Source organism: Neobacillus sp. 114 (genome assembly GCF_030127045.1).
GTDB classification, from domain to species: Bacteria; Bacillota; Bacilli; order Bacillales; family Cytobacillaceae; genus Neobacillus; species Neobacillus rhizophilus.
The window spans coordinates 5,566,311-5,583,249 of sequence record NZ_CP126144.1 but is presented as its reverse complement, the minus strand read 5'-3'; the positions used below and the strand labels follow the sequence as shown (position 1 = coordinate 5,583,249).

Here is a 16,939-nt window from a genome sequence, read left to right as displayed (position 1 = left end):
TCATGAACTTTTCCGTTCTAATGTCCGTATATTTCAAGGAAAAACCGGAGTATTTAAAAGAATCAATTGAAAGTTTATTACGTCAAACCTTAAAACCAAACGAAATTGTGATTGTATTTGATGGAAAGCTAACTGATGAATTGTATGTTTTATTAAATGAATATAAAAAAGCTTTTCCGAATTTATTTAAATATGTTCAGCTGGAACAAAATATGGGGCTTGGAAAGGCCTTGGAAATAGGTATTACAAAATGTTCATATGATTTAATTGCAAGAATGGATAGTGATGATATTTGTCATCCTGAAAGATTCGAGAAACAAGTGAATTTTTTAATAAAAAACCCTGATATTCAGGTCCTCGGTTCTTGGATTGGGGAATTTGAAGAAGACTGTGAAAAAATAGAATCAGTTCGAAAAGTCCCCTCTGCTTATGAAGAGGTCAAAGAATATGCCAAAACACGTTGCCCATTAAATCATATGACAGTTGTTTATTGGAAGGATGCCGTTTTAAAAGCAGGCAGCTATCAGACCTTAATGTGGAACGAAGATTATTATTTATGGGGAAGAATGTTGAATAATAATATTAAAATTATGAATATCCCTGAAATATTGGTATATGCCCGTGCCGGGGCAGAAATGTTTAATAGACGCGGCGGGTTAAAGTACTTTAAAAAAGAAGTTGAACTGCAAAAAGAATTTTTGAAAATGGATTTCATTGATAATAAAACATTCATAAAGAATATCGTAACAAGGGGTGTAGTTAGAGTTCTTCCCAATTCCTTGAGAGGTTTTATTTATAAAAAACTTCTTCGAGTATAAAAAGAAATGCATGTCTTCAATCTCTTTAGCTTGAAGACATGCATTTTTTTAAAAGAATCCTCTTATGGATAGTATCGAAGTAATAAGAAATAGGATGCAAGTAGAAATGAAAAGATAACTACTAAAATATTAAACGTGTTCTTTGGCAGTTTTTTTATTCGGGGTAGGATGACATAAATTCCATAAGCAAATATTATAAATACTGGAATAAAGTATCTGCCCTGCACCCCAGCTACATATTTTAAACCTCTTTGCGGCCAGGCCAAAAATATCATGGTATCAATAACAACCACTTCTAATAGAAAAAATCCAAACAGCAGCAACCCCCGAATAAATGTTGAAAAGTTATTCTGATTTTCAAACGGTGATTCGGATGTAATAGCAATAGTAAAGAAAATAGTAAATAAAAAACTAATGACATAAGGGATGGGAGTGTCTAACCAGCCCAAATATCCCACGAATTCAATATAAAGATTGTCATAATAAATAAAAGTCCCGATAAATTTTTTAAAGTATGCAATAGGGTTCAGTAGAATCCATTTAACTTGTTCGATGGGATCCTGGGGTGTGGCTGCACCAGGACCAAAAGTCATCCAGCTAAACAAAGAAATTAATGTGACAAAAGAAATAGAAAAATTGTATAGCCAAAATAATTGTTTGCTTTTATATTTTTTTATCGGAATTAAAAATACTATTAAAAAAAATAAGAAATATGCAGGCTTTAACAAGGCAGTTGCAATGGACAAACAGCTTATTATAAAAAAGTCTTTTCTAGTGAAATGAACAATTTCATCAGAGAAAATCAATCTGAAAATATATGCAATCATAAAAAACGAAACGCCAAAGAGAAGAGCATCTCCGCTTGTGGAAGCAGCTTGTTGTAAAGTCATTGGCATCAATGCCAATAAGAACAAACAACTTTTTAACTTTGGGAGTATCTTGATAGCCCAGTATGTAAAAAGTATATAGGCAAACAAATTAAACAATCTTGCCGAAAGAATAATATTATAAACTGACAAATCGAATGCTCTTGCAAAAAATATTCCCAATGATTGAGGTATGTATGGGATAGGGCTATAAATTGCACTTGAAGGGAAAGAGAAAAAAATTCTTTCATCGGACAAGTGTATTTTTTTTGCTTCTTCCATCTGTGAATGCCCTAACTTTTTTTCATAGTTGAATGGAATATCGTAAGCTCCCATTGTGTCTTCAAATTCTTTTATTGCCTTAGGCAAGTAGTTTCCGGTATCTCCATTTACATTTTTAGAAACCAAATGACCTTCAGAAATTTCGTAGGCACGATAAAAATGTACAAATTCATCAGGAGCCTGAAAAGGGGGTATTATTTTAGTCCAATATATCCCCATCAGGATACTAATTAATATGAAGATATATTGAATTTTTACTTTGGTATTTATTATATTTTTTAAAGCTTTGTTCACAAATTTTCTCCCTTCTACTTTTTTAAAAACACATTAGAGATTATAGTACCATATTTGGGTAATTATTAACAAAGCAATAACATTTCCAACTTCCTTCAATTAAATCATTTGGCGAATTATCTTCGCTTATCCTTGATTTAGATTTATTACATCTTTTATTTTTTCTTTTTTTAATTATGTTATAATAGGTTGATTTGTTTAAAATATTTATTAGAAATTTGTCGATTTTTTTCTTTTGAGGTTAATAATATTCAGGAAAATTTATTGTTGTTGCCATTCAAATAGGAAGCAAAAAAGTATTTGGGGGGTCTTTTGTGAAGATTTTAGCAATTGTTCCAGCATATAACGAAGAACAGGGAATAAGACATGTTGTTGAACATTTTAAAAATATTGATTACGTTGACATTTTGGTCATAAATGATTGTTCAAAAGATAAGACATCTTTAGTTTGTAGGGAGTTAGGACTAAATGTAATTGATTTGCCGGCAAATCTAGGAATTGGTGGTGCAGTACAAACTGGGTATAAATATGCACTGAACAATGGGTATGATATTGCCATTCAAGTAGATGGAGATGGTCAACATAATCCTTCTTACATTAAACAATTAATTCAGCCGATTATGGATGGGGATGCTGATTTAGTAATCGGATCTAGATATTTAAACAAGGAAGGTTTTCAATCTACACGAGTAAGAAGAGTAGGAATTCAATATTTTACTTTTTTGATTAACCTTCTACACAAGAAAAAAATTACAGATCCAACGTCCGGATTTAGGGCAGCCAATAAAAAGGTAATCGAACTTTTTAGCCAACGTTATCCAATCGATTACCCTGAACCCGAATCGATTGTTTATCTTTTGAGAAATGAATATAACATTCAAGAAGTTCCAGTGATAATGAACGAAAGAATGGGTGGTGAATCAAGTATTAATGCTATTAAATCAGTATATTATATGATTAAAGTATCTTTAGCTATTATTATTGATAACCTAAGGAAAATAGGATTGACCTAAAAATACGAATTTATTTCTGTAATGGTTTATTAATAAATAGAGGGGAAATTCATGGTTACAGTTAAATTACAAGTCATTTTATTATTAGTATCAATTTTAACTTTATTTATCATCATTAATATGATTAGAAAGTATAACTTGGAATTAAGGTACTCATTGCTTTGGCTTTTTTTCTGTATAGTAAATATTTTGTTAGCCTCATTCTCCAAGATAGGGGTTTTTATAGCTAATATTCTTAGCATTAAGGAGCCTGTAAATGCTATATTTTTGCTGTCATTTATTTTCCAATTTTCATTAATTTTTTCTCTTACGCTTACAATTTCGAGAATTTCTAATAAGATAGGCCAAGTGGCTCAAGAAGTAGGCATACTAAAAAAAGAACTTGAAGAAATTAAAAGTTCAGAAACTGAAAGGAATCGTTTATGAAATATTTATTAATTATTATAAATATTATTTGTTTGGTTTCTGGACAAACAGTTTGGAAATTAGGCATGGAGAATATAGAATTGCACGGAAATATTATTCAAAAATTGTTCCAATTTGTATTTTCCCCATTAATATTTCTAGGATTTGTTTTGTACATTATTGCAACTGTCATTTGGATGTATTTATTATCAAAGTTTCCCTTAAGTTTTCTATATCCATTGCAAAGTCTTGCCTATGTGTTTTCTCTGTTTGTAGGTCTAATGATTTTTAAAGAATTTATTCCGTTGACTAGATGGGTTGGTACGGGTGTGATATTGTTTGGGGTTTACTTAATTGTAAAATAGACTATTTGATGATTTGCGCATAAGTTACCAAATTAAAAGAAACTTTTAATCTCCATCTTTAGGTGGAGATTATTTTACGGAAATTAATCAGGTCTTATTAAAATGGTAGACAAAAAGGCTCATTAATCATTATTCATTGATTCAATCAAGTCAATATAATATACTTGTTTTGTTTGTGATTAATAACGGTAAGGATTTATTTTTTCATTATTTTATTACACTATAGATAAGCAATTGGATAATCAACAAAGGAGTATATTATGAAAAAAAGGATGTTATATTTAATGCATGTGGATTGGGGCTGGATTAAGCAAAGACCCCATTTCTTAGCAGAAAAGCTCCATAAGGTATTTGATGTTTCCGTTTTTTATGCGTTATCAAGAAATAGAAAAGTGATGACAGCTAATCCAACGTCAATTAAGACCACACCGATAATAACGCTGCCATTTAAGAAATTTAGTATTATAAAAAATTTAAATTTATTTCTGCAGAAATTTATTTTTGGAATCATTTTAGAATTAATTAAACCGGAAATTATCTGGATTACACATCCGTCGTTGCATGACTACCTGCCAAGAAAAAAGCTATCTAAATATAAAGTCGTTTATGATTGCATGGATGATGTATTAGGTTTTTCCAACACTCTAAAGGCTAAGATGGCACTTGATCAATCGGAAAAGCGCTTATTTGAGGACTCCGATATTGTGTTTGTATCTAGTGCACATTTACAAAATCAAATAATAAACAGAGGCTGTGCGAGAGAAAAAACTTGTTTAGTTAGAAATGGGTACAACGGAGAAATTATTAAACCTATTATAGACAGGCCTGAGAATGAAAAAATATACAGACTTGCTTATGTAGGTACAATATCAAATTGGGTAAACTTTGATATTATTTTAAACAGCCTTAATGAGTTTGAGAACATTGAATACCATTTTTATGGCCCTATTGAATGTGAAATTCCTCAAAACAAAAGGATTATCTTCCATGGCCCATTAAAACATAGCGAAATTTATAATGCGATAAAAGACTATGATTGTTTAATCATGCCTTTTAAAATAAATGAACTTATTCTGTCTGTTGACCCAGTAAAACTTTATGAATACGTTAACTTTAATAAAAATATTATTACTGTAAATTATGAGGAAATAGAAAGATTCAGGGATTATGTTTTCTTCTACCGAAACTATTCCGAGTATATAGAGGTTCTAGGAAATTTAATTGACAATAATGCATTAAAGTATAATGAAGAGAGTAGACGTGAATTTTTAGTAAATAATACGTGGGATAAGAGAACAGAAGTAATTCTTGATATATTAAAATAGATTCTCATGGATTTATTAACCTATAACAAAACATTGCCTAGAATGATTTTTTGAAAAGGAGTTGTCTGAAAAATGAAAGGCATTATTTTAGCGGGTGGCAGTGGCACAAGGCTTTACCCGTTGACCAAAGTTGTTTCAAAACAATTGTTACCTGTATACGATAAACCAATGATTTATTACCCACTTTCAGTATTAATGTTAGCTGGAATAAAGGATATTTTAATCATTTCTACGCCAGAAGATACGGCAAGGTTTGAACAAATCTTAGGGGACGGTTCCGATCTAGGAATGAGTTTTTCATATAAAATTCAGCCTCATCCAGGCGGGCTGGCCCAAGCATTTTTAATCGGTGAGGAATTTATTGGTGACGATAATGTTGCTTTAGTACTTGGTGATAATATCTTCTACGGCCATGGCTTGACCCAATTATTAAGAAGAGCTGCTTCTAGGGAAACCGGAGCATCCGTATTTGGCTATTACGTCAATGACCCTGAGCGTTTCGGTGTTGTTGAATTTGATGAAGATGGGAAAGCTGTTTCAATCGAAGAAAAGCCTGCAGAACCGAAGTCGAACTATGCTGTAACCGGCCTTTATTTTTACGATAACCGGGTCGTAGAAATTGCTAAGAACATCAAGCCTTCAGCTCGTGGCGAGCTGGAAATTACAGATATTAACAAGGCTTACCTTGATATGGGAGAACTTAACGTTGAATTACTTGGCCGCGGCTACGCATGGCTAGATACCGGCACACATGCCTCATTATTAGAAGCATCTCAATTTATCGAAACGGTGGAAAAGCGTCAGTCATTAAAAATTGCTTGCTTAGAAGAAATTGCATATAGAATGGGTTATATTACAAAAGATAAGTTATTGGAGCTTGCCGAGCCATTAATGAAAAATCAATATGGCCAATATTTAGTAAAAGTTGCAAACCAAGGATTGAAATGAGGTATTAAGTATGAACGTAATTGAAACCAAGCTTTCCGGTGTGAAAGTTTTAGAACCAAAGGTATTTGGTGACCACCGAGGCTATTTTATGGAAAGCTATAATAAGACTATTTTTGAACAATTAGGCTTGAACTTTGATTTTATTCAAGACAATCAATCTCTATCCGCACCAGTTGGGACTTTACGAGGTTTGCATTTTCAATTAAATCCTAAAGCGCAGACAAAGGTTGTTCGTTGTGTCACAGGAGCCATTTATGATGTTGCGGTAGACATTCGAGAAGGCTCTCCTACATATGGCCAATGGGTTGGCGTCATTTTGAGTGAGCATAATAAACGCCAGCTTTTAGTTCCAAAAGGCTTCGCACATGGTTTCTGCACATTGGTGCCTGACACCACTGTAGCTTATAAAGTGGATGAATATTATTCACCGGAACATGACGGCGGCATTCTCTGGAATGACCCTGATCTAGGGATTGATTGGCCAACCACCAATCCCGTTCTTTCAGAAAAAGATAATAAGCACCCAAGATTAAAGGATGCAACCCACCTCAACTTTGTGTTTGAAAAATAGGAGGCAGAAAAATGAAGTTATTAGTAACTGGCGGAGCTGGCTTTATTGGCAGCAATTTTGTCCGCTATATGGTAAATAAATATCCTGAATACAATATTGTAAACTTGGATTTGTTAACCTATGCAGGGAATCTGGAAAATCTAAAGGACATCGAGAATAAACCAAATTACAAATTTGTTCGCGGTGATATAGCAGATCGCGATTTTATTCAAGGTCTTTTTCAGGAAGAGAAGTTCGATTATGTATTGAACTTTGCGGCTGAATCACACGTGGACCGGAGCATTACCGATCCTGGCATCTTTGTGCAAACAAATATCCAGGGAACATTAGCATTACTTGATGCTGCAAAGACATTTGGTGTAAAGAAATACCTGCAAGTTTCTACTGATGAGGTGTACGGTACTTTAGGCAAAACAGGGTATTTTACGGAGGAAACCCCGCTTGCTCCAAATAGTCCATATAGTTCAAGTAAGGCAGGTGCAGACCTGTTAGTTCGTGCCTATCATGAAACCTTCGGACTACCGGTGAATATTACACGCTGCTCAAATAACTATGGACCGTTTCATTTCCCGGAGAAGCTTATACCATTAATGATTATTAATGCATTAAATGATAAAGAGCTTCCGGTTTATGGAGATGGCTTGAATATTCGTGACTGGCTGCATGTTGAAGACCATTGCCAAGCAATCGATCTTGTCCTTCACTATGGAAGAATTGGCGAGGTGTACAATGTTGGCGGTAATAACGAACGTACAAACATTGATATTGTAAAGACAATCCTTAAGCATTTAGGAAAGCCTGAATCATTAATCAAATTTGTAAAAGACCGTCTAGGCCACGACCGCCGCTATGCGATTGACGCGACGAAACTGCGTACTGAACTTGGCTGGTCCCCTAATTACAATTTTGATACTGGCATTGAACAAACTATTAATTGGTATTTGAATAATAAGGAATGGTGGGGAAATATCATTTCCGGCGAATATCAGGAATATTTTAAATCCCAATATGGCGATAGACTGGGAGTAGAATAATGAAGGTTGTCGTAACTGGTGCTGCTGGTCAATTAGGGCAAGACGTTCTTTTGGAATTGGAAAGAAATAATCACCAAGCTATTGGAGCTGACCGCCAAACGTTAGATATAAGCGACGAAGCAGCTGTACAAGCATTCATTCAGGCAGTAAACCCTGATGTGATTCTCCATTGTGCTGCTTATACAAATGTGGATGCCGCAGAAGAGGATGAAGACACTGCATATAAGGTTAATGGCTTGGGAGCTAAATATCTAGCTCAGGCAGCTAAACAGGCCGGTGCGAAAATGATGTATATTAGTACGGATTATGTATTTGATGGAACAGCCTCGGAGCCATATGAGGTTTACCATCCTACAAAACCGTTAGGGACATATGGGCGTACAAAATTAGCTGGTGAAGTGTTTGTTCAAGAAATTCTAAAGGAATTCTTTATAGTTCGAACAGCATGGGTATTTGGTATTCATGGCAACAATTTCGTTAAAACGATGATTCGTTTAGGCAAAGAGCGTGATGAAGTAGGTGTGGTCCACGATCAAGTTGGTTCTCCTACCTATACCGTTGACCTTGCTAAGTTCATGGTGGAACTAATGGAAACGGAAAAGTACGGAATTTACCATGCAACTAACAATGGGGTTTGTTCTTGGTATGAATTTGCTGTTGAAATTTTTAAGCAAGCTGAAATGGTTGTATCTGTTCATCCATTAACAACTGAGCAATTTCCTCGGCCAGCAGCAAGGCCCAAGTATTCTGTATTAAGTAAGAAAAAAATTGAGGAGCAAGGTTTAACGCCTCTCCCAAACTGGCAGAATGCCTTATCAGCATACTTAAAGGAATTTAGAGGTTAAACTGATAACTTATTACAAGGGATACATTAAAAAGTCATACAGTTGACTTAATGTGTCTCTTTTTTTGTCATAAAAAATTTGTTATTATCTAAAATGAAATGTAACCTTCTTCACAATAATTTCGTCTGTAAATTATGGTATTAAATCAATACATAGATTTTCTTTTTTCTACTAAACTTTTCGACTTGGTAAAATTAGTAGTTTCATTGAATATAAGTATGTGCTATAATCCATTAGGAGTATTTTATCGAAATTTGGCTTTTTTATGCATTTTATTTCATATCAATTAACTACTTATTTTAAAACAGGTTATGAAAAAAGCTCGGAGGGTCTTTATGTTGTATGTAACTTTGTTTGTATGTTTTTGCGCTTCGATCTTCCTCACACCATTAGTAAAAAAATTAGCGTTTAATATTGGCGCAACAGATAAGCCTAATGCAAGAAAAGTTCATCAGAAAATTATGCCTCGTTTAGGCGGGTTGGCTATTTATATAAGTTTTATTTTGGGAATTTTAATGATTCACCCAATTGGAAACATTGATTTAAATCTCTTTATTCCTAATGGCAATGTTCACTTGGCACTTATACTCGGAAGTTTAATCATTATCCTTACGGGTGCAATTGATGACGTGAAAGAAATTTCACCAAAAGTAAAGCTGCTAGGGCAAATACTTGCTTCTTTAGTAATTATAATTTATGGTGACATAAAAGTTGAATTCATTAACATGCCATTCGGCGGCGGACAGTTGGACTTTGGAATCTTCAGTATTCCATTTACAATGGTTTGGATTATTGGTATTACTAATGCGATTAATTTAATCGATGGATTAGATGGCTTGGCAGGCGGGGTTTCCACAATAGCTTTATTCTCCATTGCGGGAATAGCTTATATCACAGGGAACCCATATGTAACAATTGTTGCCTTAATAGCTGCTGTTTCGACAATGGGTTTCCTTTTGTATAATTTCCATCCTGCCAAGATTTTTATGGGTGATACCGGTGCATTGTTTTTAGGATTCTTAATAAGCGTTCTTTCATTATTAGGTCTAAAAAGTGTTACGGTAATGTCCCTCGTTATTCCGGTTATTATATTAGGTGTTCCGGTTTCTGATACTTTCTTTGCTATTATCCGCAGACTGGTGAATAAACAGCCATTATCTGCACCGGATAAATCACATCTGCATCATTGTTTGTTAAGAGCAGGTTATTCACATCGGCAAACGGTTTTAATGATTTATGCAATGAGTGCTGTTTTTGGACTAGCGGGATTTATCTTTACACAAGCAACGATACGTGGATCAGTTATTATTCTTCTCACAATCTTGATTATCATCGAGTTATTTGTTGAGAAAATCGGTCTTGTACGAGAAGACTACAAGCCTTTGTTAAACCTAATTCGAGGGTTTAGACAAGTGAATATACGAAATAAATAATGATAAAGTGGGCATACACCTTAAGAGTTTGCCCACTTTTTTTATTCATAATTATAATTTTTGCTTTAAAAAAATGTTTTCGGATTTCCGTGTTTTACAATTTCTTTAGTGTTTTGATTCCTCTTTAATGGACAAACTTATTGTTAAGGAGGATTTTTACTATGTTTCTTTTCACCTTGATATTATGTTTTATCGTTTCAGTTATTATTACACCACTAGTAAAAAAATTCGCCTTTTTTATTGGAGCAACCGATAGGCCTAATCAGCGAAAGGTTCATCAATCGATTATGCCTAGGCTTGGAGGATTAGCGATTATTATCAGTTTTATGTTGGGCATTTTCCTCATGCGTCCAGAGAACCCATCTTTGTTACCAATATTAATCGGTTGTTTGATAATAACCGTTACAGGCTTTTTGGACGACATGTTAGAATTACCCGCAAAATATAAACTTATTGGTCAGCTTGCTGCGGCTTGTGTGGTTGTTTTTTGGGGGAACTTGCAGGTAGCCTTTATCAATTTGCCTTTTGGTGCACAGCTCCAATTTGGCCTATTAAGTATTCCTTTTACAATTATTTGGATTGTCGGTATAACAAATGCGATTAATTTAATCGATGGGTTGGACGGTCTTGCTGCTGGAGTATCGTCAATAGCATTAATTTCAATTTCAGGAATGGCAATCATCCAAGGATATTTTATCGTTGCTACAATCGGGTTAATTGTTCTCGCAAGTACCCTTGGGTTCTTGATTTATAACTTTCATCCCGCAAGTATTTTTATGGGTGATACGGGTGCACTTTTTTTAGGGTTTATGATCTCAGTTCTTTCTCTAATGGGCTTTAAAAATGTAACATTCATTTCATTTGTAATTCCAGTTATCATCCTTGCAGTACCAATTTCAGACACCTTTTTTGCCATCCTAAGAAGAATCATTCATAAAAAGCCATTGGGTGCACCAGACAAGCAGCACCTGCACCACTGCATGCTGCGCATTGGATTTTCCCACCGGCAGACGGTATTGCTTATATACGCTATGTCCGCTTTCTTTGGCTTGGTAGCAGTCATTTATTCCCAGGCCCGTATAGGAGGCGCTTTAGTCTTAATTGCATTAATCATCTTGTTTATTGAAATCATCGCCGAAAAAATCGGCTTGGTTGGCAGAGACTACCGTCCAATCCTAAACATCTTACAAACCTTAAAGACAAGCACAGCTAAAAAATAAATGGGGCCTCGAATTTCGAAGCCCTTTTTCAGATTTTCGCCACATTTTACTTAAAATAGTTCAAACTTAATATTTTTTCCCAATTGTCTCCCGTCTTATATCCTAATATAATTCAATTAAAGAATAATTCGAATTACCTAACAAAATCTTCTTCCAAATAAACCGTTTCACCCTTGCCCAGCGTACATTGTCCATTGGTCTGCTCGACCATCCAGTCCATAAAGATTTTACTCTTATCTTCCTCAACATAGACATCAATTTGGACGTTATCTAAATAGAGAATATCTTTAATTTTGTACTCGGAAGCACGCAGTTCCCTTTCAATTTTCCCAAGCCATGTGTAATTGATTTTCACTTGTATAATTTGAACAAGCCGTCTTTCGACAACGCCGATCGCATCAAGACCTTCAGAAGTAGCTTTTCCGTATGCACGGATTAGCCCGCCTGCACCGAGCTTGATCCCGCCAAAATAGCGGGTGACCACGACAACAGTGTCTTTTAACTGTCTTTTTTTCAAAACTTCAAGGATCGGGACGCCGGCTGTGCCGCTTGGCTCGCCGTCATCGTTTGCTTTTTGGATTTGGTCATGCTCGCCAATTAGGTAGGCTGAGCAGTTATGGGTGGCGTTCCAATGCTTTTTCTTAATAGCTTGAATGAACTCTTGGGCATCTTGTTCGGATTCCACTCTTTTCAGTTGGGCAATAAAACGGGATTTTTGGATATTTATTTCATGTTCTCCATACTCTTTTACAGTTAAGTAACGAGGCAGCATGTTAAACTCCTTTCTTTAGCAAAAATGTCACACTAATGTAATATAATATTTTTTAAAAAAATTAATGTAATATACCTATAATATGGGTGTAAAGTTCGAATGATATAATAAATACAGCTTTATAGTACCTTCTAATAGGCTAAAGGTAGTAGTCTGATATAGTAATTATACTACTTTTATACAAAAGTCACTTAAGCAATAATTATAGCTTAGCAAAGTATTTCAAAAAATGGTAAAGTATGTTAAAGGCCTAAGGGAAAAAAAGCCCCGGAGGAATCTGAAATGAATTTAAAGCAAATAGATTTGAAATCGATTGATGACATTCGTGAAGCGATGATTGAAACCGTCACCTGCAGCAAAAGTGACATCTTCCGCATTAGTGAGCAATGCCGTACAGACTATGACAGCATTACAAGTGAGCTGGACAATATTAAGGAAGTCATGGTTAAGCTGATCGATGAAGGAAATCAGCTGGAGGCGCAGGTTACTGCCGCGAGGCACAGACTTTCAGAAGTAAGCATGAATATGAAAACCTTCTCGGAGGAGGAGGTCCGTGACGCCTACGAAAAAGCGCATCAGCTGCAAATGGATCTCTCCATCAATTGGCAATACCGCAAGCAGCTTCTTGAAAAAAGGGAAGAACTCGAGCACAGGCTTGTTGGTATTAATGATACGATTGAACGTGCCGAGCAGCTGATTTCGCAAATCTGCGTGGTCATGAATTACCTGCAGAGCGACTTGAAACAGTTTGGTGAAGCGTTTGAAAATGCCAAGGCTAAGCAGGATTTGGGCTTGAAAATAATTGAAGCCCAAGAGGAAGAGCGGAAACGTCTCTCGAGAGAAATTCACGACGGGCCGGCGCAAATGCTGGCAAATGTCATCATGCGTTCTGATATTGTGGATCGTGTTTTTCGTGAGAAGGGTCCTGATGATGCATTCGCAGAGATTCAGAGCTTTAAGAAAATGGTCCGCTCAGCACTTTATGAGGTCCGCCGGATTATTTACGACCTGCGTCCAATGGCATTGGATGATTTGGGACTCGTACCGACCCTCAGAAAGTATTTACAGACCATTGAAGAATATCATAATCATTCAAAAATTGAATTTGTGAAAATAGGAAATGAGAAGAGACTTCCGACGAAATATGAGGTTGCCCTCTTCCGGCTTATACAGGAATCGGTGCAAAACGCGCTCAAGCATGCCAATGCCTGCTCCATAAAAGTTCAATTGGAAATGACGGACACCGATGTGAAAGTGTTAATCAAGGACAACGGCGTTGGTTTCGATACAAACCAAAAGAAGCCGGGTTCCTTCGGCATGATGGGCATGAGAGAGAGGGTCGACCTGCTTGAAGGCGATTTGACGGTTGATTCGAAAATCGGCAAAGGCACCGCTGTTTCCATCCAAGTGCCGTTAATGAATTGAGCTCAGATAATGAAGAAAGTAACATTCTCTGATGGGGAATTTGAAAAACTAGGAGGCGTTACAAATGACTACAAAAATTATTATTATTGACGATCACCAGCTTTTTAGAGAAGGTGTTAAGAGAATTCTAGAATTTGAGAAATCGTTCCAGGTCGTGGCAGAAGGCGATGACGGCAGCGAGGCATTAACGCTTGTTGAAGAACACCGTCCTGATGTTGTCATCATGGACATCAATATGCCACAAATGAATGGTGTAGAGGCAACTCGCGAGCTAGTCGCTAAATATCCGGATACTAAGATTATCATCCTTTCCATTCATGATGATGAGAATTATGTCACTCATGCACTGCAGACAGGAGCCTGCGGCTATCTGTTAAAAGAGATGGATGCCGATGCGTTGATTGAAGCGGTCCGTGTCGTGGCAGACGGAGGTTCCTACCTTCATCCAAAGGTGACTCATAATTTAGTCAACGAATATCGTAAACTAGCAGCAGGTGTGACGCGCGGAGGTTCTTACGTGCAGACTATTGAAATCCGCCGCCCGCTTCATTTATTGACACGCCGTGAGTGTGAGGTACTGCAAATGCTTGCTGATGGAAAAAGCAACCGCGGTATCGGCGAAGCGCTTTACATCAGTGAAAAGACCGTTAAGAACCATGTATCAAATATCTTGCAAAAAATGAATGTTAATGACCGTACTCAGGCTGTTGTTGTGGCGATTAAGAATGGCTGGGTGGAAGTAAGGTAGTTATTTTTCTGAAAAACTAATTATATGTTATGATTGGGGAGCACGCACAATGCGTGTTCTTTTTCTTTTTTGGAGAAAGCTTTTTTGATAAAATAATGAACAGTATTATTGTAAAAAAATAAGGATGGTAAATATACATATGAAAACGGCAATTGTCACAGACAGTACCGCATACATTCCCACGGAATTACTAGATAAATGGAATATACATATGATCCCGTTGAATGTCATTTTCGGCAATGAAGTCTACTGGGAAGAAGTCGACATTCACTGGCAACAGTTTTACGAGGAGGTAAAGATAAAGGACTTGCCAACTACATCTCAGCCGCCGATAGGCCAGTTTGTGGAGTTGTTCGAACGGTTGGCGGCGGAGGGTTGCGATGCGGTTATCAGTATCCATTTATCGAGCGGCATCAGCGGCACCTACCAAGGCTCGGTAACAGCTGGAACAATGGTCGAGGGCATCAAAGTGTACTCTTTCGACTCGGAAATTAGCTGCATGGTTCAAGGGTTTTATGCATTAGAGGCGGCGGAATGGGCGTCAAGGGGAATGGACCCCCAGCGGATTATAGCGCGCTTGGAAGAACTGAAGAGCACAGCTCACGCTTATTTCATGGTTGACGACCTGTCGCACCTTCAGCGTGGCGGACGGTTATCAGGAGCAGCCGCATTAATCGGCAGCCTATTGCAGGTTAAGCCTTTATTACATTTTGTGGACAAGGCAATCGTCCCTTTTGAAAAAATCCGCACCCGCAAAAAAGCGATGAAACGAATTGCAGATTTACTTGGAGAGGATGCAATGGGCGGCGGCCGCTACCAAGCAGTGGTGATCCATGCCAATCGCGAGGAGGAAGCACTAGAGTGGAAGAAGGAGCTTGAGGCTCTCTATCCAAACGTCAACTTTACCATCGGCTACTTCGGTGCCGTCATCGGAACCCATCTTGGAGAAGGTGCAATGGGCATGGGGTGGATGAAGAAATAGGTTTTTTAAGTTACTGACTGGCCATTCCGGGTTGCTGGAATGGTTTTTTTATTTGCTGGGGGTTACTTTGGTATGTAGTAAATAGGTTTGGCGAATAAGTTATAGTAATTGGCGAATAGTCACCTAATTTCAGCGAATAACTAACCTTATCGGCGAATAACCTTCTAAGTTTGGCGAATATTTGTTCAAAACGGGCGAATAACGTAATGGCCGGCCAAAAATAGCAAGCAAGCCGGAGGCTGGGCCAGCGTGTTGAGAAAAAAGGTAATCAAAGGGTTTGGCGAATAAGTCAACAGAACCAGTGAATAACTTAAAAGAATCGATTAAAACCAACATAGTTTGGCGAATATTGCCTAATACATGGCGAAAAGCTAACATAGTTTGGCGAATATTGCCTTATAAATAGCGAAAAACTAATCTATTTCGGCGAATACCCCAGCATAGGAGGACACACTTTATAAATCTATCAAACTGCCATTAGCTAAAATTCGACAACTTTAAACAATAGTTGTAAAATGTAGTTGTATTTTTTAATAAAGGAGCGATGATTCCATTGTTAATGAGAGACTTGCCCGTCCCCCTGAGACTGGTCTTAACCCAAGTCCTGGTTTACCGTATTTTAATCGGCCATCCTAAACAACCCGAAATCGAAAAAGACCTCGCGAAAAGAAAAGCTGGCTTTCGAGGCGAACTAGCCTTAAGAAATTTTGTAAAACAACTCCCCCAAGAAAAATATGTTATCTTCCACGACCTTCAACTCGAATACAACGGATTTCATTTCCAAATTGACACACTTCTCATCTCAAGAAACGGCATTCTCATTATTGAAGCGAAAAATATAGCTGGAACATTGATATTCGACAATCAATTTAACCAATTAATTCGGGTTAAACCGGATGGTACTGAAGAGATTTTTGAAGATCCTCGTGTTCAGGCTGAAAGGCTGCGTATATTATTAGGAAGATTGTTGGCGAAATACGGAATGAATTTTCTGCCTATCGACCAGCTTGTTTTTTTCAGCAGCACAAAGACCTTCTTAAAAAGCAACACCAATGATCCAAACGCATTTAAAAAGGTATGCAAATCAAGGGATATATTTAAAAAAATTGAAACCTTTGAAAATACATATAACCAGCCAAGAGTGGATGAAGAGACTATCTATAAAATTGCAAATTTCTTATTAAGTCATCACACTCCGCAAAAAATCAATATTTTAAAAGAATATGGTTTGACGAGAAATGACATCCGGTCAGGAGTCCGATGCCCCGATTGCCTTCATATCCCGATGGTGTACGACCGTAGAAGCTGGATTTGCCCAATCTGCCTTTACACCTCAAAAGATGCCTTTATTGATTCCATCAGAGACTACTTTCTTCTAATAAATTCATCAATTACCAATGCAGAGTGCCGCAGCTTTCTTCATCTGCCAACAGTCCATACAGCCCAAAAAAAGCTTCATCTTTTGAAATTACCCTATGAAGGAGAGAAGAGGGGTCGTCTTTATTTCCCACTTTTGGAATGGGAGCCTCAAAATATTATGGCTACTTTAGAAAACGAACAAAAATATGCGAATTTTTTGATAAAGGGTTAAAA

At 36.8% G+C, this 16,939-nt stretch carries 17 protein-coding genes; 15 read left to right on the top strand and 2 right to left on the bottom strand.

What is annotated here, in order from left to right:
- The first annotated feature begins 2 nt into the window (after positions 1-2).
- Positions 3-818 (top strand): glycosyltransferase, encoded by an 816-nt coding sequence (locus QNN06_RS27490; protein ID WP_284036342.1) that lies wholly within the window; start codon positions 3-5, stop codon positions 816-818.
- 62 nt (positions 819-880) lie between these two features.
- On the opposite strand, the gene QNN06_RS27485 is transcribed toward QNN06_RS27490, so the two are convergent.
- The gene (locus tag QNN06_RS27485; RefSeq protein ID WP_284036341.1) at positions 881-2,260 is read right to left on the bottom strand and encodes a DUF2142 domain-containing protein; all 1,380 of its coding nucleotides are present in this window, start codon (positions 2,258-2,260) and stop codon (positions 881-883) included.
- Positions 2,261-2,574: 314 nt separating this feature from the next.
- Between QNN06_RS27485 and QNN06_RS27480 the strand changes: the two genes are divergently transcribed.
- The 10 genes from QNN06_RS27480 to QNN06_RS27435 all read left to right on the top strand — a co-directional run bounded on the left by QNN06_RS27480 (position 2,575) and on the right by QNN06_RS27435 (position 11,419).
- A complete protein-coding gene (locus QNN06_RS27480; protein WP_284036340.1) occupies positions 2,575-3,273 on the top strand; it encodes a glycosyltransferase family 2 protein in 699 nt (232 codons plus the stop codon).
- 51 nt (positions 3,274-3,324) lie between these two features.
- A complete protein-coding gene (locus QNN06_RS27475) occupies positions 3,325-3,699 on the top strand; it encodes a DUF2304 domain-containing protein (RefSeq protein ID WP_284036339.1) in 375 nt (124 codons plus the stop codon).
- On the top strand, positions 3,696-4,043 hold the full coding sequence (locus tag QNN06_RS27470; RefSeq protein WP_284036338.1) for an EamA family transporter: 348 nt from the start codon (positions 3,696-3,698) through the stop codon (positions 4,041-4,043). The genes QNN06_RS27475 and QNN06_RS27470 overlap by 4 nt, the downstream gene beginning before the upstream one ends.
- A gap of 260 nt (positions 4,044-4,303) precedes the next feature.
- On the top strand, positions 4,304-5,368 hold the full coding sequence (locus QNN06_RS27465) for a glycosyltransferase family protein (protein WP_284036337.1): 1,065 nt from the start codon (positions 4,304-4,306) through the stop codon (positions 5,366-5,368).
- A 72-nt stretch (positions 5,369-5,440) separates the two neighbouring features.
- Positions 5,441-6,316: a glucose-1-phosphate thymidylyltransferase RfbA gene (gene rfbA, locus QNN06_RS27460; protein ID WP_284036336.1), complete on the top strand. Its 876-nt coding sequence runs from the start codon at positions 5,441-5,443 to the stop codon at positions 6,314-6,316.
- A 10-nt stretch (positions 6,317-6,326) separates the two neighbouring features.
- Positions 6,327-6,887 carry a dTDP-4-dehydrorhamnose 3,5-epimerase gene (rfbC, locus tag QNN06_RS27455; RefSeq protein WP_284036335.1) on the top strand — a complete coding sequence of 187 codons (561 nt, stop codon included), beginning with the start codon at positions 6,327-6,329 and terminating at the stop codon, positions 6,885-6,887.
- 11 nt (positions 6,888-6,898) lie between these two features.
- Positions 6,899-7,921 carry a dTDP-glucose 4,6-dehydratase gene (gene rfbB / locus QNN06_RS27450; protein ID WP_284036334.1) on the top strand — a complete coding sequence of 341 codons (1,023 nt, stop codon included), beginning with the start codon at positions 6,899-6,901 and terminating at the stop codon, positions 7,919-7,921.
- The gene (gene rfbD / locus QNN06_RS27445; protein ID WP_284036333.1) at positions 7,921-8,766 is read left to right on the top strand and encodes a dTDP-4-dehydrorhamnose reductase; all 846 of its coding nucleotides are present in this window, start codon (positions 7,921-7,923) and stop codon (positions 8,764-8,766) included. Before rfbB ends, rfbD begins: the two co-directional genes overlap by 1 nt.
- Before the next feature lie 335 nt (positions 8,767-9,101).
- The gene (locus tag QNN06_RS27440; protein WP_284036332.1) at positions 9,102-10,199 is read left to right on the top strand and encodes a glycosyltransferase family 4 protein; all 1,098 of its coding nucleotides are present in this window, start codon (positions 9,102-9,104) and stop codon (positions 10,197-10,199) included.
- A gap of 161 nt (positions 10,200-10,360) precedes the next feature.
- Positions 10,361-11,419, top strand: coding sequence for a glycosyltransferase family 4 protein (locus QNN06_RS27435; RefSeq protein ID WP_284036331.1), 1,059 nt, complete (start codon positions 10,361-10,363; stop codon positions 11,417-11,419).
- 133 nt (positions 11,420-11,552) lie between these two features.
- Here QNN06_RS27435 and QNN06_RS27430 read toward each other — a convergent pair whose 3' ends face one another.
- Positions 11,553-12,191 carry a YigZ family protein gene (locus QNN06_RS27430; RefSeq protein ID WP_284036330.1) on the bottom strand — a complete coding sequence of 213 codons (639 nt, stop codon included), beginning with the start codon at positions 12,189-12,191 and terminating at the stop codon, positions 11,553-11,555.
- A 282-nt stretch (positions 12,192-12,473) separates the two neighbouring features.
- Between QNN06_RS27430 and QNN06_RS27425 the strand changes: the two genes are divergently transcribed.
- The 4 genes from QNN06_RS27425 to QNN06_RS27410 all read left to right on the top strand — a co-directional run bounded on the left by QNN06_RS27425 (position 12,474) and on the right by QNN06_RS27410 (position 16,937).
- A complete protein-coding gene (locus QNN06_RS27425; protein WP_213117638.1) occupies positions 12,474-13,616 on the top strand; it encodes a sensor histidine kinase in 1,143 nt (380 codons plus the stop codon).
- A 64-nt stretch (positions 13,617-13,680) separates the two neighbouring features.
- Complete coding sequence (locus tag QNN06_RS27420; RefSeq protein ID WP_213117639.1) at positions 13,681-14,364, top strand: response regulator; 684 nt, start codon at positions 13,681-13,683, stop codon at positions 14,362-14,364.
- A 139-nt stretch (positions 14,365-14,503) separates the two neighbouring features.
- Positions 14,504-15,346: a DegV family protein gene (locus QNN06_RS27415; RefSeq protein WP_284037987.1), complete on the top strand. Its 843-nt coding sequence runs from the start codon at positions 14,504-14,506 to the stop codon at positions 15,344-15,346.
- A gap of 559 nt (positions 15,347-15,905) precedes the next feature.
- Positions 15,906-16,937 carry a nuclease-related domain-containing protein gene (locus QNN06_RS27410; protein WP_249366661.1) on the top strand — a complete coding sequence of 344 codons (1,032 nt, stop codon included), beginning with the start codon at positions 15,906-15,908 and terminating at the stop codon, positions 16,935-16,937.
- Positions 16,938-16,939 lie beyond the last annotated feature (2 nt).

Coding starts and splice junctions, on each gene's coding strand:
- QNN06_RS27410 (WP_249366661.1), top strand. CDS start 15,906: ATGAGAGACTTGCCCGTCCCCCTGAGACTGGTCTTAACCCAAGTCCTG.
- QNN06_RS27430 (WP_284036330.1), bottom strand. CDS start 12,191: ATGCTGCCTCGTTACTTAACTGTAAAAGAGTATGGAGAACATGAAATA.
- QNN06_RS27475 (WP_284036339.1), top strand. CDS start 3,325: ATGGTTACAGTTAAATTACAAGTCATTTTATTATTAGTATCAATTTTA.
- QNN06_RS27435 (WP_284036331.1), top strand. CDS start 10,361: ATGTTTCTTTTCACCTTGATATTATGTTTTATCGTTTCAGTTATTATT.
- QNN06_RS27465 (WP_284036337.1), top strand. CDS start 4,304: ATGAAAAAAAGGATGTTATATTTAATGCATGTGGATTGGGGCTGGATT.
- rfbB (WP_284036334.1), top strand. CDS start 6,899: ATGAAGTTATTAGTAACTGGCGGAGCTGGCTTTATTGGCAGCAATTTT.
- QNN06_RS27440 (WP_284036332.1), top strand. CDS start 9,102: ATGTTGTATGTAACTTTGTTTGTATGTTTTTGCGCTTCGATCTTCCTC.
- QNN06_RS27425 (WP_213117638.1), top strand. CDS start 12,474: ATGAATTTAAAGCAAATAGATTTGAAATCGATTGATGACATTCGTGAA.
- QNN06_RS27420 (WP_213117639.1), top strand. CDS start 13,681: ATGACTACAAAAATTATTATTATTGACGATCACCAGCTTTTTAGAGAA.
- QNN06_RS27415 (WP_284037987.1), top strand. CDS start 14,504: ATGAAAACGGCAATTGTCACAGACAGTACCGCATACATTCCCACGGAA.
- rfbC (WP_284036335.1), top strand. CDS start 6,327: ATGAACGTAATTGAAACCAAGCTTTCCGGTGTGAAAGTTTTAGAACCA.
- QNN06_RS27470 (WP_284036338.1), top strand. CDS start 3,696: ATGAAATATTTATTAATTATTATAAATATTATTTGTTTGGTTTCTGGA.
- QNN06_RS27490 (WP_284036342.1), top strand. CDS start 3: ATGAACTTTTCCGTTCTAATGTCCGTATATTTCAAGGAAAAACCGGAG.
- rfbD (WP_284036333.1), top strand. CDS start 7,921: ATGAAGGTTGTCGTAACTGGTGCTGCTGGTCAATTAGGGCAAGACGTT.
- rfbA (WP_284036336.1), top strand. CDS start 5,441: ATGAAAGGCATTATTTTAGCGGGTGGCAGTGGCACAAGGCTTTACCCG.